Origin of the sequence: Salicibibacter cibi (genome assembly GCF_016495865.1) — a bacterium.
GTDB classification, from domain to species: domain Bacteria; phylum Bacillota; class Bacilli; order Bacillales; family Marinococcaceae; genus Salicibibacter; species Salicibibacter cibi.
In genome coordinates this window covers 1,451,349-1,471,432 of record NZ_CP054706.1, presented here as the reverse complement: position 1 = coordinate 1,471,432, position 20,084 = coordinate 1,451,349, and the positions used below count along the sequence as shown (strand labels likewise).

The window sequence follows — 20,084 nt, the reverse complement described above, 5'->3', positions numbered from 1 at the left end:
TGTCGGTCTACCAGAAAGTTTCTTTTTCGCCGCATTTGGCAAAAATTGTCCTCGTTGGTGGCCGCGAGGGCGCTCTCCAGAGTCGCGTCAAACAGAAGTACATGTGCCTGAGAGATTCACCATTCCGGTTTGCTCCTTCGGCGCCGTTCTGGGAAGAACGGTCTCTCCCTCTGTCATCATTCGCTTATTCCAATGTATAAAAACGCTCCACATTCACACACTAACATAGTTAGGAAAGCCTGTTGCATTTAGTGTAGCACGTCATTTATCCATTGCCAATCTTTTTTATACTTTAAAATAAAAATAAAGGGAAAAAGGGGTAATTATGTACATAGATATCCATTTCTCCGCCGACTGGGAGGACCAATTTAAACAAGCATTGCATCATGAAGGCCCATGGTCTTCATGGGAAATGTATCAACTTGCTTATGAAGCACAAACGCACAAAGCGGTCCCATCCTTCGACGGACTCGTCGCTCCCACGCATTTGCCGGAACTTTCCTTGTATGATCATCAATTTGAGACAGCAAGGCGTGTCGTTGAAGATATGAACGGGAAAGCCATCCTCGCTGACGAAGTAGGGCTTGGGAAGACGATAGAGGCCGGTCTTGTTTTAAAGGAATACATGATACGAGGCCTCGTCAAAAAGGCGCTTATTCTATCCCCGGCGTCCCTGGTGAATCAATGGACGCAAGAGCTTAATGAAAAATTTTACATTCCTGCCGTCTCCCAAAAGAAAACGTATGTATGGGATCGGTGCGATGTCGTCGTCGCTTCGATGGACACCGCCAAACATTCCCCCCATCGGGAAATCGTACTCGAGCAACCTTATGACATGATCATTATTGATGAAGCACATAAGTTAAAAAATGCCAACACGAAAAACTATGCATTCATCAAAGCGCTGAAAAAACGCTTTTGTTTACTATGTACCGCCACCCCTGTGCAAAACCGGATCGAAGAACTGTTTCACCTCGTTTCGATTTTGAAACCCGGACATCTTGGCGATGAAAAAAGCTTTAAAGCCAAGTACAAAAACGATACAGAAGCAACCGAAGACATTCAGAAACTCGTGCAAAACGTGATGGTCCGCAACCGCCGCGACAATACGAACGTGTCCTGGACTCATCGGCATGTTGAAAATGTAAACGTGGAAATGTCGAAAGAAGAACGCGCCATGTATGATGCCGTGTGCGATTTAAAACAAACAGTGCAAGACCTCCACGGTTTTTCATTAACGACGTTACAAAGGGAAGCATGTTCCAGCAAAGAAGCCTTGGGGGTGACAATTTCAAACATGATGAAAAACGGGATGTTAAACGAAGCACAAGCTACTCCCGTTGTTCACGCCATGCATGAAATCCAAACAAATGCAAAAGCGGAGCAAATGTTGAAACAACTCCGGGCTTCTTCGGAAAAAACGATTATTTTCACGGAATACCGGGCAACCCAACTCTACCTGCAGTGGTTTCTTGCCCAACATAAAATAAAATCGGTCCCGTTTAGAGGCGGATTTAAACGCAGCAAAAAAGACTGGATGCGCATGCTCTTTCGTGATCACGTCCCGGTCATGATTGCCACTGAAGCCGGCGGCGAAGGGTTAAACTTACAATTTTGCCACCATATGATTAATTATGACCTTCCCTGGAATCCGATGCGCGTGGAACAACGCATTGGAAGGATTCACCGCCTCGGCCAAGAACATGATGTACACATTACGAATTACGCAATTGAAAATACAGTAGAAGCACGCATCCTCAACCTCCTTTATGAAAAAATCAATATGTTCGAAGGCGTCATCGGGCGTTTGGACGACATTTTGGAACGCTATTCCGGACAGGAATTGGAAAGATACGTAGAGGATGCTCTGGATTCCGGCACAGAAGGCGAGGCACGGCTCAAATTTCATCATTTAACCGAGCTCATGAATCAGGAGGGAGATCAACATGGAACAGGCAGAAGTTCATAACTACCTTCGCCGTTTTTTTCACGCCGGAGGAGCAGGGCTGTTACAAAACACACCGTCCAAACTGGAAGTTCAACTCAATAAAATGCTCGATCTCGAGCTCATGAACCGCCCATTTTACTGGCATTATTTAGAAAAAACCGGCGGGGAACCGAAACCATTGAAATTGAACTTGTCTACGGATATAAGGGCTGATACACCTTCTGCAGAAAAAGTGCATTTCGGCTCTCCCCGTCTTCATCAAATTTTTTCTTCCGCTGCTGAAAAGGGCGCAGTCACACGGCTTTACGAAAATCATCATGAAAAAAACCAGACGCCCCTATACCCTTGGCTCGGGTTAAACGTGCGCATTTCCTACACTTGCCACCGCAGACGCGATATCATCCGCAGCTTTGGCATTCAATTAATTAGCGGGGAAACCATTGATCTTTTCATGAAACGACTGGCGCCACTCCCGCTCGTTTCTGCGATCCCCGATTATACGTTTACAATGGCCCATTTGATTCAACCGATGAGCGCCGTACAAAGAATCAAAAAATACCTTCTCAATGATATTCGCAACCAAAAACACGCTTGGGCTAATGAAGCCACCAATCGAATGGAAGACGATTTAGCCTTGCTCGATCGCTTTTATGAAACGTCCGATAAGGAAAACGATGATGCATATAGCTTGGAAAAAGAAGCGATCCATCAACAATATCAACCGGCGATCGAGCTAACCTTTATTAACGGTGGCATCTTTTATTTGCGAAAGGATACATACTAGTACAGCATGGCTGAAATAAAAGGTCGCACCTGCAAAGGCCACTGAGGCACGGGTTGATTTGGGTTGCCCTTCTTTGCACAGGCTTCTATCGTTCTGAAATCTGGGTGATCGCCGAAAATAGATCGATGGGCGGCTGCTTGCGGTCGATTGACACGGACCTTGCCCGATACTGGGTGACCGAGTAATTCAACCACTCAACACTAGATGAGAGTTTGGAAGTTAGAAGTGAGAAAAACCCTCTCTGTCCAGCCTCTAACTTCTAACTCTCCAATCTTTAGAAAAGAACACCCGTCATTGCGACGAGTGTTCCTCTACATTTCCGGTGCTCCACTTACAAGCAAAGTCATTAAACCAAAAAAACCAAAGACAAGAATGCTGAGTGCCGAAAATCCGACCCCGATAAAGTTTCTTCGTTTTAACTCACGGAAAAAAGCAAAAACCGAAAGAACAGCCACTGCCGTAACGATTGATCCCACTGCCATATCCATTCTCTCCTTTTCGTATCAATGATGTCCATACATACGCTTTGCTTATGTTTCGTTTCTTTCATTTTTTCATGTACAATGGTTTATAGATTTAAGAAGGAGTTGATTTTCATGATGAATTGGAAGCAAGCCCCGTTGGGCCCTGTACAAACCAACGCCTTTGTCCTTTACAACGAAGAAAGGGAAGCGGTTATCTTTGATCCGGGCGGGGACGGCGAGTCCTTTGCAGCTGCCTTGAAAAAAGAAAACCTAAAAGCCCTTGCCATTCTTTTAACCCATGCACATTTTGACCACATCGGTGCCGTTGACCATATCCGCGATACGTTTAACATCCCGGTTTACCTTCACCAACGTGAAGCGCACTGGTTACAAGATCCCGCGAAAAATCTTTCGGTCAACATGAGTCCCGAAGGTATAACCGCGCGTCCTGCCGAGCATTTAATCGACAGCGAGCAAAGCTTAACCGTAGGCCCTTTTGCTTTTCGGATATTTGAAACCCCGGGCCATTCACCGGGAAGTGTCTCATACTATCACGAACCTACCGACACGGTTTTCTCCGGCGACGTCCTCTTTCAAAGCGGCATCGGACGCACCGATCTCCCCGGCGCCGATGAAACCACCCTTCTCAGCAGCATCCATCAAAAACTTTTGGAACTCCCGGAAGATACAACTGTTGCTTGTGGCCACGGACCGGTTACAACGATTTCCGCCGAAATGGACGGCAATCCGTTCCTTAATGGTTTATAGGGAGAAGGCGGTTAAAGAAGCCGCCTTTCATGGTCATGCTTTAATGACCAAGGGTTGGTTCCATGAGAAAAATCGTATAGTAAGAAAAGCCAACCATAAATAAAGTTAAGTAAGCACCGAATATGTATAAATATGTGCGTTCGGTAAGCCCCATAAAACCAAGCCCTACGAATGCCGCCGTATTAGCAAAGAATAACAGGGACACTTCATACATTTCTCCCACAAAAAATAATACGGCGAAGACCCCTGTCCAAAAAGCCATCACACGGTACATGCGACTCATCTTATTTTCCTCCTCCACTTCTCATCATGTTCCTGTTCTTATTATATATGAGTGATGGATCAATTGTAAATTACTTTCTCCTGTTTCACGTGACAAAACGACAAATATTTGTCACCTTGATTTGCGCATACTAATTTTTATCGCAGTGGGAATTGCTCCGAATACAGTGAATAACCGCGATTTTTCTTTTTTCTTTAACTTCCGCCGCTGTTTTCGGCTCATCTCTTTTGGAGCGGCAAATCGGTCAAGCCTGCGTAAAAAGGATTCAACGAGGTATTTAAAATAAGGGTTTGGATTCATGAGATGGGCACTCCTTCCATTCCTTTTGGTATATAGCTTGCCCGTTTATTTCTTATTTTATCCGGATCATGAATGCAACACTTTCCATGCGAAATTGGCTAAGGTTTTGTACGGCGCGGGCAATAGCGCAAATAAACGTACAGCGCTGACCTTGATCAGCGCCGTCATTTATTTCATTCGTCCTTTTTTCCATTTTCACTATCGGTTTTTTTTACGTAGTAGTAATGCTGCACATTCCCGCCCCCGTCGACTTCCGCATTCAATATCACCACTTCATAATCGCTTCCGTTTACCGAGGACAAGCGATAATCAACGGTACCCTCTTCAAACTCCCAAAAGCCACTGTCCGACGTACGATCGTCTCTATATGCTTCCCACCATTGCTCTTCCCCTTTCTCCAACAACAGATTTGCGACCATAAACATTCGCTGGGCCTCTAAGCCTTCCCGTTCGAATGTGAGCAACACAGCCTGATGACCGACCATGCCGGCTATTACAAGGCATAGAACGAGAACAAACGGCATTATAGCTCCCTTTTGATCCAAATGTCTTCCTCCTCGGGTGCCCTGGTCGGACGCAACCACTTCTTATATTGCTTCTCGTTCGCGTCAACGGTAATCATCACCCCGTCCGATACAAGTTGGGCATGAAATCCGTCGATATTTTGCAAAACCGAATGGCCGCCGATTCTTCCGCTTCTGATCAAACTGCTTCCGCTTCTTCTGTAGCTGCGTTCTACACCGTCGATATCCGTGATGATCAACCTGTTTTGTTCGACTGCATAGCCACGCGCATATTTTGTCTCTTTTGAGATTTCTTGAAACCAGGTCTGGATTTCCTGATCATTGCGCGACAAGTCTGAACCCGGGGAAGTCGCCGTTTGCAAAAAGACAGGGACTACCGCGATCACAATGAAGAACAAAAACATAGCAATGACCATTTCCAAAAGTGTAAAGCCCCGGTCGTTTACAGAGGAAACTCGAGACATAAATCCTTTTCCCTCCCTGCCGGCCCTTGCCAATAAATACAGGTCATTCCGTTTTCATTACGAACAACATAAGACGTATCGGCAACCGTAACAGTTTCAATGTCGTGATCCTCAAGCTCGTAGCCCACTCGCTCGATGATGCGATAAGCGTCGCGCTCCGCTTGCACTTCCGCCCGTTCGGTATACAAAATCGATACTAAAGGAATGATGCCGGCCGTTGCTACGGATAAAAGCAAAAGAGCCGTTATGACCTCCATTAACGTAAATCCTCCATCAGCTATTTTTTTCAACTTTTTCAACGTAAAACCTCCCGGAACCAACGAGAAACATCGCACGGTAAAATTGATCGCTGCTTCGTATTGCGATTTCACCGGAATCGTCCGTATTCCCACTCGGTCGAAAACGAATGGTTTCCGGGGACATCGACACGCCTTGAAAATAAACATGCTTCGGAAACGGGACACGCTTCATGGTTTCTCCATCTACCACAACTTGATAACTGCCCGTGGCATTCTGGATATCGAGCCGAGCATTAACCGTTTTCCCCATCGCCTGTTGTTGGGCATAATGGAGATCTTGCTCAAATTCGGAAACAAACGCCTCCATTTCCCGCCCTTCGTCTTGCTGAACATAGGAGAGTGTCGGTATGCCTAAGCAGATCGAGAAAATAAGCAAAACGACGACGAGTTCCATGAGCGTGTGGCCATACTCGTTGTTATTCATTAGCGCTGACATTTCCATTATCATCGAGGTTCAAACGGCTTCCATCCGGACATGTAACGCTGTCCACATAATCGTTGTCGACTAAAACACTTAAACTGCTGGGATAATCGCCCGTTTCTACCATGTAACTTCCGACTTGCGCCTGCACCAAATCAACGGTTGCTTCACAGCCTTTGCTTTGGGCGACGTTGCTGTTTTGCACCATGTTTGGGATTGCGACAAGCAGTAATATGGAAATTATTAACAAAACGATCATCATCTCGATCAGCGTAAAGCCGTCATCCTTTTTTTTCACCGTGTGCCTCCTCCTTTGCGGTTGTACACGAGTGTGACCAGTTTTTTGGTATCGTCATGTTGTTGATATTCCAAGCAATTGATACATTTTTCCAAATAAATCATGCGGGCTTCCATCTTGTCGCATTTTCGTTCCAAGCGTTGGATTCGCCGCAATAGATTCTGTTCGTTTGTAGCCATTGTTTTACACTCCATCCAATGATGAAATTAACTGAAAAATCGGCACGAATATGGACAGGAATAGCAATAACATAAACCCGCCGATAGCAAGAAACAAAATCGGTTGAATCATGACCGTCGTTTTTGTTGTGCGTTCGTTAAGCTCTTCCCAAAGCATCTCGCTGTATTGGACGAGATCTTCAGCCAATTGGCCTGCCGCTTGTCCGTGACGGATAACGTCGGCAAATTCTTTTTGATAGTAAGACGCGTTTTCAATCGCTGCGTGTAAGCTTTTGCCTTCGTTTAATTCTGCTTGTAAACGTTCTCCTTCCGCTTGCAAAAACGGCATTTGCGTCTGTTTGACAAACACTTGCAATGCATCATGCGCACTCAACCCGCCTTTTAAAAGTTGGCTCATTTGCAAGCTGACCGTGTACGTAATATACAAGTTGATCCAAGGCTTGACACCGGGAATTTGCCGGATTCTATTCATTTGTTGAAAAGCTTTTAGTTTTTTAAACCTCCGTTGATAATAAACATAGAAAAGAAACGCTAACATGATCAGAACTGCAAAAACATATGGAAGGACTCGAAAAACGGCAAAAGCAAACGTCGTGATCGCCGGGTAATCCATGTCCATCGTCATGAATAATTCTTCGAATTGGGGGAAAACAAACAACGTCATAAAGAGGAAAAGCGTGGCGATAATCCAGATAAGAAGAATCGGGTATCTTGCGAGGTTACGCGCTTTATCTTTGAAGCGCTCTCTTTGCTGAAGCATGCGGCCCGCGTAGTAAAAACCTTGGGATAGCATGCCGTAGCGTTCGGAAAAGTACAAGTAGGCACGAATATCTGAGGGGATATTTAAGAGATCTAACGACTCTGCCCACGGCCGCCCTTCTTGCAACGTTGCAACCCATGAGGAAACCGTCGCTCGCGCTTCCGGACGCTCTCCGTACATCATCAATTGCGCCCCGTGATTTAACGTGTACCCTCTTTGCAACAAGCGTCCTACGTTCAGGAAAAAACGGGCTTTATTGATCGCTTTCCATTTATCTTTGCGTTTAAGCATGATTGAGACGCCCCGCTTCCTTTGGCAAATAGCCGAGTGCGATCCCTTCCATGCGTTGGTTCTCCAAACCGTCATCATAGAAAAGCGGGATGTTTTGCACGCAATCATCGAGTAACGATTGCAACGGTTCATTCGCCAAAAAGCCGAAGATCGCCTTTCGCTGTTCGCGCTCGTCATGCACAAGGCGCTGGGCAACGACGGCAGCTATGCTTTCATATAAATAATTCGCCGGCACGCCAAACTCCAATAATCGCACGAGAGCGCCACTCGTGTTGCGTGTGTGAAGGGTCGTTAGCACGAGATGACCGGTCATCGCCGCGCGCACCGCTATCTTTGCTGTTTGTTCATCCCGGATCTCTCCAATCATTAATACATCCGGGTCATGGCGAAGCGCTGCTTTTAATGCCTCTGCATAATAAAGACCCGCTTGTTCATTCACTTGCATTTGCGTAAACTTATGGCGTGGTTTTTCAATCGGATCTTCCACGGAAATGACATGGCGATTCGTTTGTTTGGTAATTTCATGCAGGAGGGCATACAACGTCGTGGTTTTTCCCGAACCTGTAGGACCGGTAAAAATAATTAACCCATGCTCGCGTTCAGCCAACGCATGTAGGTCCCGGGAAGTCGTTTCCAAAAGCGGGAGTTGCGCCAATGCAACATCTTCATTGGCAGGAAGGAGACGGGCGACGAGGCGCTCCCCTTCCCCAATCGGTACGGTTGATAACCGTACGGATAACCGCCCGATCTGTTGAAGCATCAGCGAACCATTTTGAGGTAGACGGCGTTCACCAATATCCATCCCGGATTGAAATTTCAGGTGCGCCACCATTTTATCCGCATCTGCGCGGGGAATACGGCGTATCTCCTTTAAGTCGCCTTCCATCCGGAACAAAATTATAGTGTAGGCGGGATAGGGATGGAAATGAATATCTGTGGCGTAACTTTCGTAGGCAAAGCGGAAGAGTTTCGTACATTCTCCTTGTGTGGTCGTCAATCGGGCACCTCCCTGATTATCGTCAAGGGGCTCTCTCACAATAACACTATTCGACAACAAAAATTTTTTTCCTTCTTTTTTCGCAAAAAAAGTATAAACTTTTTTTTGCTGCCTATAATAATGTATGTAGACTGGGATGTAGCCAAGTGGTAAGGCAATGGACTTTGACTCCATGATGCGTAGGTTCGAATCCTGCCATCCCAACCATTATTACTGCTATATATGATAAAATATAGATGTATGTAAGAAGGTGAGGGAGCTTGCGGAGGCTCCCTCTTTTTATTTACACTATCAGAAAGTATAAATGTTCGTATGTAGGAAAGACCTTTGACTTTCGCCATCCTTGGCGAAATGCCAAGTTTTCTAAAATAATTTGAGCGATTGGTGACTAGATTTCATTTAATAATCGTTGAGGTCGTTTCAGTGACCTCTGTATAAAATGGTTATATGCACAAACGCTATGATGGAGACGAAATCGTATTTACGTTCGAGGTGGCTTCATTGTTCATTGTTGAAATTATTGTCCTATTCCTTTTAACCCTATTCATCATTCGCATGTTTGGCCATTCCGCTTTTTCACAAATCACTCCTCATGACTTAGTCGCTGTCTTTTTTTTGGTTATCATTGCTACATCTCCCATTGAAATAAATACCCTGGGCCAGGCAATCTTGGGGTTATCACTGTGGGGAGCTTGCACTACTTTATGGCGAGATTAAGCCTACTTCGAAAATTTCATTACTTAGTAGTAGGAGAGCCTGTGATTTTCATCAAGCATGGAAAAATCATCAAGTCAAATTTAAAAAAAACCCGTTATTCCTTAATTGAGTTGCTTTCAAGTCTCAGAAGCAAAGGATATTTAAACATAAAAAACATTCAATATGCTATTCTTGAGCCTTTTGGAGACCTTAGTGTTGTGCTCAAGGAAGAATCCCACCCTGTTACACGCAAGGATTTACATTTGAATGTTGAAAAAGCGGGATTCCCCATCACTGTTGTGGTGGAAGGGAATATTCAACATGAAAATTTAAAACTCCTTCACCGAGATGAACAATGGCTAAGATCCCGATTGAAAGAAAAAGGGTATAAAAAACTGGAAGATGTCTTTTTTTCATCCGTGTGGGATAAAAATCATCAAGTTATGGTTGACGACGGAAAAGGAGACAACGCTTAAAATAAAGAAGAGATAAGACTATATCGGATGTGAAATGTAGTGGAAAATTGTTTGCAAGGTTGTGTCAAAGGAAAGAGGCGGCGCCAACACATTTGGTATCGCCTCTTTTTCTAATACATTTCATGAGACAAGGAGACACGTTCATTGTGCGAATAAAAATTTATATTGTTTTTTTATTGTTCTTTGTGTTCATCCTGACAGGCATTTGGATTGTGAAAATAGTAAATGGTACGGTTCCTTATGTTGATCAGTGGACAAGAGATCTTGTTGCACACCTAGATAATACCTTTGTATATACGTTTTTCCGGGGAGTTACGGAATTAGGCTCTGGGACTTTTCTTGTTCCGTTGAACATTGTGATGGCCATCATTCTCTGGGTGCTTTTTAGGGACTGGTTGCCGGCACTCATCCTTTCTGGAGGTTCGCTCAGCAGTCACTGGATTAATTTACTTATTAAAGAACTTGTCGAAAGGGAGCGCCCAAGCATACTGGTTGCTGCAAATGCAGAAGGGTATAGTTTTCCATCCGGTCATGCAATGATATCCATGGTGTGTTACGGGTTATCCGCCTATTTTATTGTTAAAAAAATAAACTCTTCCAAGGCTATTTTTTTCACACAATTGTTTTTTTCCATGCTTATTTTGCTTATCGGTATGAGCCGCTATTTTATTAATGTTCATTATTTAACGGATGTCACTGCCGGATTTTTCTTCGGATTTATCTACCTTGTTGCACTGATCTATTTGTACAGGGATATTCAAAAGCGGAGATCGCCGACCTAATCTACCGAAGATAACAGAGCTATACATTTCTGTTTTTGAACATATCCTCTAGAAGTGCTCGCAGTCGGAAAAATGTATAAAAATGGTATTTATTGTTGTTACGTAGGGAATGCTGAACAACTTGCAGCTATCAGTTGAAGCCGGGATGCCGCTTCCATGGCTTCGCTTTCCGCGGACGAACGGTCAAGCCTCCTCGCGCAAAACCGGCGCTGCGGGGGCTTGACGCGTCCGTTTTTCCGCTGGAGTCTCGCCATTGCAGCACCGTCCCTCCGTACGTTGCCAGAAGTGCAAGGTTTTTTTTGCTTATAGGATGGATTTCCTTGCATCTAGTTTTGACAACACCAACGGAAAACGCTTATGTGAAGCAATCCCTACGTAGCCGCACCCGATCGTATTGCTTAAAATTGTTTTGCCTTAATTTACACCACCCGATTGAATCTAATCGGGTAGTGTAATAGCCTTTATTTTCATCGGTTAACAAAACACCATTTATCATCGGCCTTTCTATACGGAACTTTTGTCAATCACTCGCCGTTTCGCTAATGACCCACCAGAAATTTTCATGGTCATCCATTCCCGGGAATGGCGGATCGCTAAAAGACGGATCCTCTCCGCCTTGACCTGCATGATTCATCCACGTATGCAAGTAATAAACATCAACCTCATCGGCACCATCCGGCAACTGCGCGGATACCGCGCCCTCATATCCGTAAACGTCATTTTCCTCCATACGGTTCGGGAATTCAAAAATCAAACCATCCTCAACTGCCGTGCCTTCACCTTCATAAATGACTTCTCCATCTTGCCTGAGTTCCAGTTGCCGTTGATCAAATTCATCGCCCGATAAAATTTCCCCATTCTCGTAGGCGATAATACCAATATAGTCTTCGCCTATCAATTCTCCTTCCGGCAAGGCCGTCCAATTCCAACCGGCACTAAGGCCTCCGTTATCCATATTGGCATTGATTTGCGTATAATCCCCGAGATCCTCGTGTTGGATCGTATCCTCTTCGGTAACATAAAACCATCCACCAATAAAAAGGGAAATCATCAAAAATCCGGGGATAATGACCATCCATGCGTTGCCGTTCTTAAACATCTCTCTCCCTCGTCTCCGTCAATATTTTCGTGAAGTGCCTGCATGTATCCTCGATATGTTCACTCATTACGACTTCACTAATGACCGCTAGCCCGCTTACACCTGTAGCAGCCACTTTTTCGGCGTTGTTCAATTTGACACCACCGATGGCAACGGTAGGAATCGATACATGACCGACAATCTCTTTTAATCCGGCCACCCCGATTTCTTTTTCCGTATCGTCTTTAGAGTCTGTAGCAAAAACCGGTCCGACTCCAATGTAATCGGCGCCATGTTGTTCCGCTTCGATCGCCTCATCTTTCGTGTGCGTAGATATGCCGATGACTTTGTCTTCTCCCAACAACTTTCGTGCTTCCATAAGCGGAAAATCATCTTGGCCAACATGGACACCATCGGCATCAATCGCCAGCGCAACATCTAAATGATCGTTCATAAGAAAGGGGACACGATAACGGCGTGCCAATTGCTGTAACGCGCGCCCCTTCTCAATCAGCACTCTTTTATCGCTTCCCTTATCCCGCAGTTGTATCGCGGTTGCGCCCCCTTTTAAGGCAGGTTCCATGACTGACAACAACGAGCGGTGCGGATGTAAGTTCTCAGCAGATATGACATAAAGACCTGATGACCACACAACGATTCCTCCTAAATCATTCCATATGACACTTGAAACCTCTTACCCATTCTGTAAAAATTGTAGAAGATTAAGAAGCAAGGCGCAACAAAAAGGAGAGATTGCTTAGTGAGCACAAGCCAAACATTGATCGACTGGCATGATAACTACGGCGTCAACAATTATTCCCCATTGCCTGTCGTCATCACCAAAGGCGAGGGGTCCTGGGTGGAGGACACGGACGGATACCGTTATTTGGATATGTTAGCCGCTTATTCTGCGCTCAATCAAGGGCACCGGCATCCGGCCATCATCGAAGCATTGCATAAACAGACCGAACGCATAACCCTAACGTCAAGGGCCTTTCATAACGACCAAATCGGACCTTTTTATAAAAAACTTTCCGAACTGACGGGGATGGATAAAATATTGCCGATGAACACCGGCACCGAAGCAGTGGAAACAGCACTAAAAGCAGCAAGACGATGGGGATATCGTGTAAAGGGCATCCCGGAAAACAAGGCTGAAGTCATCGTTTGCACGGATAATTTCCACGGACGAACGCTCGCTCCCGTTTCTTTGTCATCGAACCGTGCGTACCAGTCGGACTTCGGCCCGTTGCTTCCGGGCATAACCATCGTTCCTTACGGAGATATTCAAGCACTGAAAAGCGCAATCACACCCAACACAGCCGCATTTTTATTTGAGCCGATCCAAGGAGAAGCAGGCATCCGCATTCCTCCGTACGGCTATGTACGCGATGTTCGCACGCTCTGCGACGAAATGAATGTCCTCATGATTGCCGATGAAATTCAGTGCGGTCTTGGGAGAAGCGGGCGCATGTTCGCCTGTGACCACGAAGACGTGACGCCCGACATGTTTATTCTCGGCAAAGCTTTGGGCGGAGGGGTAATACCGATCTCGGCGGTCGCTGCCAACGCAAACATTCTCGGTTTGTTTGAACCGGGGTCCCACGGGTCAACGTTCGGCGGCAACCCATTGGCATGTGCAGTCGGAAGCGCCGCCCTTGATGTCATCGTTAACGAAAACCTGCCGGTTCGGGCTGAAAAACTTGGGCGCTCTTTTTTGGAACGTTGTCAAACCATCAACTACCCCGCCATTAAAGACGTCCGCGGCAAAGGATTATTCATCGGCATCGAGCTCCATGAACGGGCACGCCCTTATTGTGAACAACTGATGAAAGCCGGATTGTTGTGCAAGGAAACCCATGAAAATGTTCTCAGGCTTGCTCCCCCACTTACGATTTCACAAGAAGATTTGGATTGGGCGTTCGATCGAATCGAAAGCATTTTTTCCTAGGAAACTTGGCTTTTCGCCAAGCTTTTATGGCGAAAGCGTTCATTGCACATATGCAAAAAAATCCGCCGTGATAAAGTTATATCACAGCGGATTTTGCTTATGGGGACCCTTTTCTATTATTCCATAAACCTCGCTCCCGCGATGCCGGGGTTGGTCATCTCCTGAGGGTCGAGAATCTCTTCCAACTCTTCCTCGGATAAAATTCCGCGTTCAACGCAAATCTCTTTCACTGAACGGTCGGATTCAAGGGCTTCTTTTGCTACCCGGGAAGCGACTTCATAGCCTACGTGGGGATTGATGGCTGTAATAATCCCGACGCTTTTGTGCACCATTTCTTTCGCTTCTTCCCGATTGGCCGTGATACCTTCCAGGGCATGGTTTCTGAAAACGTTCAACCCGTTTTCCAATACGGATAACGATTGTAATAGATTAAACACGAGCACGGGTCCCATCACATTGATCTCTAATTGCCCGGATTCAGAGGCCAAGCTAATGGTATGGTCATTTCCGATAACTTGAAAAGAAATTTGATTAACGACTTCACACATGACGGGATTCACTTTACCGGGCATAATCGATGATCCCGGTTGGCGAGGGGGAAGATTGATTTCATTTAATCCTGTCCTCGGTCCCGAGCTCATCAAACGTAAATCATTCGACATTTTTGAGAGATTAATCGCCAATACTTTCAAAGAACCGGAAAGTTCTGTGTATGCATCGGTACTTTGCGTAGCATCGACAAGGTCTTCGGCACTTTTTAATTTGAGTCCCGTCAAATCGGCCAAGTATTTTGCTACCGTTTCAATGTATTCGGGCTCGGCATTCAATCCCGTACCGACAGCTGTTGCGCCCATATTGACGACATTTAAGTTATCCACTGCCCGTTCAATTCTGTGAAGATCCCTTTCTAGCATGCGTCGATAGGCGCCCATTTCCTGTCCAAGGCGAATCGGAACAGCATCTTGAAGGTGGGTGCGCCCCATTTTTATCACATCATCGAAGGACTTTTCTTTCTTTTTCAGTGTGTCAATCACTTCTTCAAGAACATTTTGTAATCCTACGGAAAGCTTTAATGCCGCGATATGAATGGCTGTCGGAAAGGCGTCATTCGTCGATTGCGCCATGTTCACGTGCGTGTTAGGGCTCAACCGGTTATAATCCCCTTTTTCATATCCCATTATCTCAATCGCCCGATTCGCGATGACTTCATTTGCATTCATGTTAAACGAGGTCCCGGCCCCTCCCTGAATGGCATCCACGACAAACGCGTCGTTAAGATCGCCTGCGATGACCTCTTCTGCTGCCTTTATAATCGCGCTTGCAAGTGTTTCGTTCAATCCGCCAACGTCCCTATTCGCCATTGCAGCCGCTTTTTTCACGAAGCCGAACGCTTGAATCAATGATTTGTGAGGCGGGTAGCCCGTGATCGGAAAATTTTCTTGTGCACGCACCGTTTGGATCCCATAGTAGGCTTCCTTCGGCACTTGTTTCTCTCCCAAATAATCCCGTTCTATGCGATATTCCATGGCTTTGTATCCTCCAATTCTAGATGTGAAAGACTAAAAACGCTCACCGTATCTTTTCACCAAATAATGACCCAATAAGTGCAACAGCCGCTTCTGCCGTTTTGTTTTTTTCATCAAGGATCGGATTCACCTCCACAAACTCGCACGAGGTCACGTTTCCCGTTTCCTCCAACATTTCCATGGCTAAATGGCTTTCCCTGTAAGATAAACCGCCGACGACCGGGGTCCCCACTCCAGGGGCATCAATGGGGTCAAGGCCATCCAAATCCAAGCTTACATGAATGCCGTCACAATCGCTCAAATAAGCGTTTGTCTGATTAATCACTTCACTCATCCCCAAACGGTCGACTTCATGCATGGTAAATACCTTGATTTTGTAGTCTTGAATGAGCGCTTTTTCCGCATCATCCAATGCACGCGCTCCGATAATCACGATGTTTTCGGGCTTAATCGCCGGTGCCTGTCCGGCAATGGCCGTTAGGGATTTGTGGCCAAGCCCTAAACTAACGGCCAATGGCATTCCGTGAATATTTCCGGAAGGGGAAGTTTCCATCGTGTTCAAATCTCCGTGGGCATCGTACCAAATCACACCCAGATTTTGATAATGCCGAGTGATTCCCGCGAGGCTTCCGATGGCAATGCTATGGTCCCCGCCAAGCACAAGCGGAATAGCATTTTCTGTTGTGATGTCCCCCATTTTTTTCGCCAATGTTCGATTCGTCTCGACAACGGCGTGCAAATGCTTCAAATGGTCTTCGGATTCATGCCCATAGCGATTCGGAACCGTCAAGTCCCCATGGTCGCAGACATCGTAACCGAGCGCTTCCAGACGCTCGCGCAACCCTGCATAGCGAATCGCGCTCGGCCCCATATCAACACCCCTACGGTTTTGCCCCAAATCCAAAGGCACTCCCAACATCGAAATGTTTTTCTTTCGCAAATTATGTACCCCTCTATTTTAACGACCAACTTCAGCCATCAAAATAACCAAGCCGTTTCATCACGAGCCATGCTGCCCCGTAATACTTGCATCATTGCCGATTTGGGCAACTTTCAACGCTAATTTTCGATCGGCTTCTTTTAAAACAACCGGTGCCAATCGTTACAAAAAAAGTTGACGTATCCTTTTTTCCGGCGGTTTGCCAATGTTCGTCCGCAACCCCAAGATTCGCGTCATTATTGATACAGGCACATGAAGCGCACCCGCGAGGACGGAATGAAATGGATAATTTCCCCATCCAATATTAGGGGCTGATACAACCGCTTCGTACTCATCGATACACCCCGGAACACCGACCACTACACTGAACAATTGATTTTTCGAGATTCCATGCTTCCCTAAACGCTCTTCGATGCCAACAATGATTTGGGGCGGAAAGCCGTTGCCGCCATTTTCTTTGTCCGTAGGGATCTTCCGTTGATCCCGACATTCGCCCTTGTTCGTCAACAGTCCGAATTTCGTTGTTGTGTCTCCGACGTCAGCACCTACAATGTACGATGCCATGCTGACACGCTCCCATTTTCCGGCTATTTGCGATTGTTTTGTTCCAACATTCGTTGCTCCGCTTGCAAAACAAATTTGCATGCATAATAGTCCTTCGCTTCCAATAGCCGCGCTTCTTTTAACATCGACAATTCTTCTTCCATCAGGATAATATCCGCTTCCGGATCTCTTGTGTAGATGACCGAATGATAGCTTAACAACAGTTTGCGTATATCATGGATTGAATCAATTTTCATCGTTTTTTCGGCAACTCCTCCGTTTTCATTTCACTAATCGTCTATAATAATAGTAGTGCAAGGTGGTCATCACCGTTGTAACTGACATTGACCGCGAAAATAAAAATCAATCCTGTTAAGACTCATACGTGCCTATCGGGAAGCCTGCAACGTGGTATCCGATGATATCATCTCTGATGTTGTTGAGGACCGGTGTGCGAACCGCAACAAAAAAAGTTCGTGTCAACGACCGTTCTCAAACGGTATCGTGGTCCTGCTATGACCTAAGGGGAAAAATGAATATAAAATAAAACTTTCCATCAGAAGGTGTGTTTCCCCTCTAATGGTTAGTTGAACCAATCGGGGTGTTAGTCGCCCGCTTTCCCGTAAATCGGAAGATCATTCTTTGCTTACTGAAAAAGATCTTTTCCAACCTCTGGTATTGCGGGCGCTCCTGCTCCAATGTGACACCATGCTAAGATAGTAGATCGCTAGATCGCTCGCACTACTGGGCTGTCACAAACCCTCCCGCTTTAATACCTATTAGGGTTTAAGTGATGTAGTTGATAGCAGTATTATTATAGCAACTTTCCCGCGGAAACAAAAATGAGTACGAGCAACGGCACGTAAGGAAGCCATTCAAATCTTGGCCAGTAGGAATACAAATAACTTTGCGCCAAAAAACCGATCAATAACCCTGCCGCAAATACAAGAACGGAAAAGATATACGTGAAGACTGCGGATATCCATACGTTCACAAGTGCACCACTCAAAAAAAACAAGGCAATCACACTTGCCCACATACGAAAATCATAACGCCCGAAAAAACCATGCCTTGGACGGTAAGCCATGATTGCCGACACCATAAAAGCAAGCACACCCACAAACCAAAATGCGCGGACCCAAGCCTCCGTAACGAAACTTAAATAACCGTTGCTTAGTGAGAAGCCCAAATAGCCCATACCCGCGAAAATCACGAGCATAATCAGCATCCATCTCTCCCACTCGCCAAGACGTTGGTAAAAAAGCAATGCTCCGGTCACAGCCCCGATGACAAAAACAGCCAGCATCCTTTCCCACCTCCAATTTAGCCGGTACAACCTTAACATTAACGTATGCGAAACCTAGGTTTTCCATGAGCTTAAAGGTGGGAATAGGAGCCGGGGTTAAGCGTTCAAGAAGCGTTCAAGTCCCCTGAAGTTCTTCCAGCAACTCTTCGTATTGTTCATTATCGGGTTCTAATTCAAGGGCGCGTTCCGCGTATTCAAGCGCCTGTTCATCTTCTCCCATTTCTCCGTATACAAGCGCAAGATTATAGGCAGCCTCGTGAAAATCCGCATTCTCGGCCAATGCTTCTTGATAAAAACCTTCGGCTTCCTCATAATCCTCGCGTCCAAACGCTGCATTGCCGATCATGAAATATGCCTCGGGCATTTCCGCCCTCTCGATCACACTTGCCATCGTTTCATAGGCTTCATCATACGCTTCTTCTTCCATGAGCTCCTGGGCCAGTTGAATTTCTACGATCGGTTCCGCCGAATCGTTCCCCTCGCCATAATAGCCGTAGGCGAATAAAATTGCGATAAGGGCGGCAATCGCGGGAACCACGCAGAGCTGTCTTAATTTGTACGTCTTATCAGGCATGCCCACCGTTGCGGCAGCAAGAAATCCTCCGACTAAACCTCCCATGTGGGCACCGTTGTCAACCATTGGAACGACCGTCCCGAAAATAACATTAATCAACAGAATGACAATGACACTTCTTCCGATCGTTCGGAAAAAAAGACGGCGGTGATTGATCCCGAAGAAAACCAGCGCACCGAAACAGCCAAAAATCGCGCCTGATGCCCCCGCTGAAACTTGTTCGGTGAACGCATAACTGGCCGTCGAGCCAACGATGCCGGCAACCATGTAGATCCAAATAAACCGTGTTGTTCCAAAAATACGTTCGACTGCCGTTCCCAGAAAAAGAAGCGCCAATGAATTCATAAATAAGTGAAAGATGCCGATATGCAGAAACATCGACGTAAAAATACGCCACCACTCGCCATCATCGATGAATGGATTGTATTTTGCGCCAAATTCGATTAGCGCCAACATATCCGTCGAGTCTGCGACCGCTTCCATCCAGACAAAAACCATTAAAATCAATGCGAGCAAGATATAGGTGAAACGAGACTTCCCATATGTAAAAACCTTGACGGCTTCCTCTTGCTCTCGTTCAATATTTCTTACAATGCGTTGTCGTTGATTTGCCGTCTTTTGGCCACGCAAATCGTCATCATCTTGGAGCATTTCTTCTTTGCTCGGCCAATTATCATCCGCATGCAACCAACCCAAAAACTTTTCGATGTCATCCCCGTGCTGAGCACCGATCGATGCGGCAAAAAGCCACGTTTGCATCGGCTTGCGTCTCGCCGCATCTGTATAAATAATTTCACTCGTTTTGCTTTTCCAATCGTCTGCAGGTGCCATCGAAGTGATGTACACATTATGATAGACCGTGTTTTTACGGGGAGAGCCCCTTTTAATCGACTGGAACTCACGGGCGTTATCCTTCATTAATTGGTCAAGTCCCCGACTCCAAGCCATATCAATTTTGGAAAGGGATATCAAGAACTGTTCCTTGTCCGTTTCCTTTTCTAACCATAGTTGTTTTCGATCATTCGTCACATGAACGGCTTGGAATCCATTTTTCGCTACGAGATGATGCGCGAGCTCCCAAAAGAGCACATCTTGATCTCTAACCTCCATCGCATTCATCCTTTTTCATTCTTTGATGGCATCCTCCTACTATCATAAACGACAGGTGCGTGCCAATGCGAATATTTGCCATTGTAACCGCCGAAAATAATAATCAGAAATGCTCCATGCAACTCGTGGAGCGGCCATTTGGGACGCTCTAGGTGGCGAACGGGGAATATTTTTTTAACAGCCGCCGCCGCAAAGGTGGGATCGCCAGTACACTTTTGACGAGCAAGCGTCTGCTTATTTTATACCTGAGTACATAATAGCGATAGCGATATACAAGAAAGCCAATCATTGCCAAGCCAATGAACATCATGAGTTTTTTCAA

General features: G+C 45.9%; 27 protein-coding genes, 1 tRNA gene and 1 riboswitch. Of the genes, 7 read left to right on the top strand and 21 right to left on the bottom strand.

Translation table 11 applies throughout. The features are described from left to right. Positions 1–85: 85 nt before the first annotated feature. A riboswitch (glycine riboswitch) is annotated at positions 86–180 on the bottom strand. Positions 181–325: 145 nt separating this feature from the next. Together HUG20_RS07540 and HUG20_RS07535 are read left to right on the top strand one after the other, a co-directional pair. Then, positions 326–1,969: a DEAD/DEAH box helicase gene (locus HUG20_RS07540; protein WP_200089722.1), complete on the top strand. Its 1,644-nt coding sequence runs from the start codon at positions 326–328 to the stop codon at positions 1,967–1,969. Next, positions 1,947–2,732, top strand: a complete 786-nt coding sequence (locus HUG20_RS07535; RefSeq protein ID WP_200089721.1) for a YqhG family protein — start codon at positions 1,947–1,949, stop codon at positions 2,730–2,732. Before HUG20_RS07540 ends, HUG20_RS07535 begins: the two co-directional genes overlap by 23 nt. A gap of 311 nt (positions 2,733–3,043) precedes the next feature. On the opposite strand, the gene HUG20_RS07530 is transcribed toward HUG20_RS07535, so the two are convergent. After that, entirely contained in the window at positions 3,044–3,214 is a 171-nt protein-coding gene (locus HUG20_RS07530) for a DUF2759 family protein (RefSeq protein ID WP_200089720.1), read from the bottom strand. Between the two features lie 117 nt (positions 3,215–3,331). Here HUG20_RS07530 and HUG20_RS07525 point away from each other — a divergent pair, with 117 nt between their 5' ends. After that, complete coding sequence (locus HUG20_RS07525) at positions 3,332–3,964, top strand: MBL fold metallo-hydrolase (RefSeq protein ID WP_200090424.1); 633 nt, start codon at positions 3,332–3,334, stop codon at positions 3,962–3,964. 40 nt (positions 3,965–4,004) lie between these two features. Here the strand turns inward: HUG20_RS07525 and HUG20_RS07520 are convergent, their stop codons facing one another. From HUG20_RS07520 to comGA, 10 genes are all read right to left on the bottom strand, one after another. Beyond that, positions 4,005–4,247 (bottom strand): DUF2626 family protein, encoded by a 243-nt coding sequence (locus HUG20_RS07520; protein ID WP_200089719.1) that lies wholly within the window; start codon positions 4,245–4,247, stop codon positions 4,005–4,007. 111 nt (positions 4,248–4,358) lie between these two features. Further along, a complete protein-coding gene (locus HUG20_RS19960; RefSeq protein WP_200089718.1) occupies positions 4,359–4,547 on the bottom strand; it encodes a YqzE family protein in 189 nt (62 codons plus the stop codon). Between the two features lie 173 nt (positions 4,548–4,720). Next, positions 4,721–5,092, bottom strand: a complete 372-nt coding sequence (locus HUG20_RS07510) for a hypothetical protein (RefSeq protein WP_200089717.1) — start codon at positions 5,090–5,092, stop codon at positions 4,721–4,723. After that, a complete protein-coding gene (locus HUG20_RS07505; protein WP_200089716.1) occupies positions 5,071–5,535 on the bottom strand; it encodes a prepilin-type N-terminal cleavage/methylation domain-containing protein in 465 nt (154 codons plus the stop codon). The genes HUG20_RS07510 and HUG20_RS07505 overlap by 22 nt, the downstream gene beginning before the upstream one ends. Then, on the bottom strand, positions 5,514–5,834 hold the full coding sequence (locus tag HUG20_RS07500; protein ID WP_200089715.1) for a type II secretion system protein: 321 nt from the start codon (positions 5,832–5,834) through the stop codon (positions 5,514–5,516). The genes HUG20_RS07505 and HUG20_RS07500 overlap by 22 nt, the downstream gene beginning before the upstream one ends. Next, positions 5,809–6,270, bottom strand: coding sequence for a competence type IV pilus minor pilin ComGD (comGD, locus tag HUG20_RS07495; RefSeq protein ID WP_200089713.1), 462 nt, complete (start codon positions 6,268–6,270; stop codon positions 5,809–5,811). Before comGD ends, HUG20_RS07500 begins: the two co-directional genes overlap by 26 nt. Further along, a complete protein-coding gene (comGC, locus tag HUG20_RS07490) occupies positions 6,251–6,553 on the bottom strand; it encodes a competence type IV pilus major pilin ComGC (RefSeq protein WP_200089711.1) in 303 nt (100 codons plus the stop codon). The genes comGD and comGC overlap by 20 nt, the downstream gene beginning before the upstream one ends. Continuing rightward, on the bottom strand, positions 6,550–6,732 hold the full coding sequence (locus HUG20_RS07485; protein ID WP_200089709.1) for a hypothetical protein: 183 nt from the start codon (positions 6,730–6,732) through the stop codon (positions 6,550–6,552). Before HUG20_RS07485 ends, comGC begins: the two co-directional genes overlap by 4 nt. A 4-nt stretch (positions 6,733–6,736) precedes the next feature. Then, a complete protein-coding gene (gene comGB, locus HUG20_RS07480; protein ID WP_200089707.1) occupies positions 6,737–7,783 on the bottom strand; it encodes a competence type IV pilus assembly protein ComGB in 1,047 nt (348 codons plus the stop codon). Beyond that, on the bottom strand, positions 7,776–8,780 hold the full coding sequence (gene comGA, locus HUG20_RS07475; RefSeq protein ID WP_200089705.1) for a competence type IV pilus ATPase ComGA: 1,005 nt from the start codon (positions 8,778–8,780) through the stop codon (positions 7,776–7,778). The genes comGB and comGA overlap by 8 nt, the downstream gene beginning before the upstream one ends. Before the next feature lie 132 nt (positions 8,781–8,912). On the opposite strand from comGA, the gene HUG20_RS07470 reads away from it, so the two are divergent. From HUG20_RS07470 to HUG20_RS07460, 3 genes are all read left to right on the top strand, one after another. Then, a tRNA-Gln gene (locus tag HUG20_RS07470) sits at positions 8,913–8,987 on the top strand. Positions 8,988–9,484: 497 nt separating this feature from the next. Then, complete coding sequence (locus tag HUG20_RS07465; RefSeq protein ID WP_200089701.1) at positions 9,485–9,952, top strand: DUF421 domain-containing protein; 468 nt, start codon at positions 9,485–9,487, stop codon at positions 9,950–9,952. A 146-nt stretch (positions 9,953–10,098) separates the two neighbouring features. Continuing rightward, a complete protein-coding gene (locus tag HUG20_RS07460) occupies positions 10,099–10,734 on the top strand; it encodes a phosphatase PAP2 family protein (protein WP_246476569.1) in 636 nt (211 codons plus the stop codon). Between the two features lie 130 nt (positions 10,735–10,864). Here the strand turns inward: HUG20_RS07460 and HUG20_RS19435 are convergent, their stop codons facing one another. The 3 genes from HUG20_RS19435 to thiE all read right to left on the bottom strand — a co-directional run bounded on the left by HUG20_RS19435 (position 10,865) and on the right by thiE (position 12,464). Further along, positions 10,865–10,996 carry a hypothetical protein gene (locus HUG20_RS19435; protein WP_281392424.1) on the bottom strand — a complete coding sequence of 44 codons (132 nt, stop codon included), beginning with the start codon at positions 10,994–10,996 and terminating at the stop codon, positions 10,865–10,867. 258 nt (positions 10,997–11,254) lie between these two features. Further along, a complete protein-coding gene (locus HUG20_RS07455; RefSeq protein WP_200089697.1) occupies positions 11,255–11,833 on the bottom strand; it encodes a hypothetical protein in 579 nt (192 codons plus the stop codon). Next, positions 11,826–12,464 (bottom strand): thiamine phosphate synthase, encoded by a 639-nt coding sequence (thiE, locus tag HUG20_RS07450; protein WP_200089695.1) that lies wholly within the window; start codon positions 12,462–12,464, stop codon positions 11,826–11,828. The genes HUG20_RS07455 and thiE overlap by 8 nt, the downstream gene beginning before the upstream one ends. 108 nt (positions 12,465–12,572) lie before the next feature. Here thiE and HUG20_RS07445 point away from each other — a divergent pair, with 108 nt between their 5' ends. Further along, a complete protein-coding gene (locus HUG20_RS07445; RefSeq protein WP_200089693.1) occupies positions 12,573–13,763 on the top strand; it encodes an ornithine--oxo-acid transaminase in 1,191 nt (396 codons plus the stop codon). A gap of 116 nt (positions 13,764–13,879) precedes the next feature. On the opposite strand, the gene aspA is transcribed toward HUG20_RS07445, so the two are convergent. The 7 genes from aspA to HUG20_RS07410 form a co-directional block, all read right to left on the bottom strand. Next, positions 13,880–15,289: an aspartate ammonia-lyase gene (gene aspA / locus HUG20_RS07440; protein ID WP_200089691.1), complete on the bottom strand. Its 1,410-nt coding sequence runs from the start codon at positions 15,287–15,289 to the stop codon at positions 13,880–13,882. Between the two features lie 43 nt (positions 15,290–15,332). Then, positions 15,333–16,208, bottom strand: coding sequence for an arginase (gene rocF / locus HUG20_RS07435; RefSeq protein WP_200090423.1), 876 nt, complete (start codon positions 16,206–16,208; stop codon positions 15,333–15,335). 183 nt (positions 16,209–16,391) lie between these two features. Continuing rightward, a complete protein-coding gene (locus tag HUG20_RS07430) occupies positions 16,392–16,793 on the bottom strand; it encodes an ROK family protein (protein WP_200089689.1) in 402 nt (133 codons plus the stop codon). A 23-nt stretch (positions 16,794–16,816) separates the two neighbouring features. Further along, positions 16,817–17,029, bottom strand: coding sequence for a YqgQ family protein (locus HUG20_RS07425; RefSeq protein ID WP_200089682.1), 213 nt, complete (start codon positions 17,027–17,029; stop codon positions 16,817–16,819). Positions 17,030–17,586: 557 nt separating this feature from the next. Further along, complete coding sequence (locus HUG20_RS07420; RefSeq protein ID WP_200089680.1) at positions 17,587–18,078, bottom strand: hypothetical protein; 492 nt, start codon at positions 18,076–18,078, stop codon at positions 17,587–17,589. A gap of 115 nt (positions 18,079–18,193) precedes the next feature. Beyond that, positions 18,194–19,762, bottom strand: coding sequence for a rhomboid family intramembrane serine protease (locus HUG20_RS07415; protein ID WP_200089678.1), 1,569 nt, complete (start codon positions 19,760–19,762; stop codon positions 18,194–18,196). 148 nt (positions 19,763–19,910) lie between these two features. After that, the gene (locus tag HUG20_RS07410) at positions 19,911–20,084 is read right to left on the bottom strand and encodes a hypothetical protein (RefSeq protein WP_200089670.1); all 174 of its coding nucleotides are present in this window, start codon (positions 20,082–20,084) and stop codon (positions 19,911–19,913) included.

Excerpts from the sequence above, each read along its gene's own strand:
- HUG20_RS07430 (WP_200089689.1), bottom strand. The coding sequence starts at position 16,793 with ATGGCATCGTACATTGTAGGTGCTGACGTCGGAGACACAACAACGAAA.
- rocF (WP_200090423.1), bottom strand. The coding sequence starts at position 16,208 with ATGTTGGGAGTGCCTTTGGATTTGGGGCAAAACCGTAGGGGTGTTGAT.
- HUG20_RS07465 (WP_200089701.1), top strand. The coding sequence starts at position 9,485 with ATGGCGAGATTAAGCCTACTTCGAAAATTTCATTACTTAGTAGTAGGA.
- HUG20_RS07535 (WP_200089721.1), top strand. The coding sequence starts at position 1,947 with ATGGAACAGGCAGAAGTTCATAACTACCTTCGCCGTTTTTTTCACGCC.
- comGD (WP_200089713.1), bottom strand. The coding sequence starts at position 6,270 with ATGTCAGCGCTAATGAATAACAACGAGTATGGCCACACGCTCATGGAA.
- comGB (WP_200089707.1), bottom strand. The coding sequence starts at position 7,783 with ATGCTTAAACGCAAAGATAAATGGAAAGCGATCAATAAAGCCCGTTTT.
- HUG20_RS07525 (WP_200090424.1), top strand. The coding sequence starts at position 3,332 with ATGAATTGGAAGCAAGCCCCGTTGGGCCCTGTACAAACCAACGCCTTT.
- HUG20_RS07485 (WP_200089709.1), bottom strand. The coding sequence starts at position 6,732 with ATGGCTACAAACGAACAGAATCTATTGCGGCGAATCCAACGCTTGGAA.
- HUG20_RS07425 (WP_200089682.1), bottom strand. The coding sequence starts at position 17,029 with ATGAAAATTGATTCAATCCATGATATACGCAAACTGTTGTTAAGCTAT.
- HUG20_RS07455 (WP_200089697.1), bottom strand. The coding sequence starts at position 11,833 with ATGTTTAAGAACGGCAACGCATGGATGGTCATTATCCCCGGATTTTTG.
- HUG20_RS07540 (WP_200089722.1), top strand. The coding sequence starts at position 326 with ATGTACATAGATATCCATTTCTCCGCCGACTGGGAGGACCAATTTAAA.
- aspA (WP_200089691.1), bottom strand. The coding sequence starts at position 15,289 with ATGGAATATCGCATAGAACGGGATTATTTGGGAGAGAAACAAGTGCCG.
- HUG20_RS07505 (WP_200089716.1), bottom strand. The coding sequence starts at position 5,535 with ATGTCTCGAGTTTCCTCTGTAAACGACCGGGGCTTTACACTTTTGGAA.
- HUG20_RS19960 (WP_200089718.1), bottom strand. The coding sequence starts at position 4,547 with ATGAATCCAAACCCTTATTTTAAATACCTCGTTGAATCCTTTTTACGC.
- HUG20_RS07415 (WP_200089678.1), bottom strand. The coding sequence starts at position 19,762 with ATGGAGGTTAGAGATCAAGATGTGCTCTTTTGGGAGCTCGCGCATCAT.
- HUG20_RS07520 (WP_200089719.1), bottom strand. The coding sequence starts at position 4,247 with ATGAGTCGCATGTACCGTGTGATGGCTTTTTGGACAGGGGTCTTCGCC.
- HUG20_RS07420 (WP_200089680.1), bottom strand. The coding sequence starts at position 18,078 with ATGCTGGCTGTTTTTGTCATCGGGGCTGTGACCGGAGCATTGCTTTTT.
- HUG20_RS07530 (WP_200089720.1), bottom strand. The coding sequence starts at position 3,214 with ATGGCAGTGGGATCAATCGTTACGGCAGTGGCTGTTCTTTCGGTTTTT.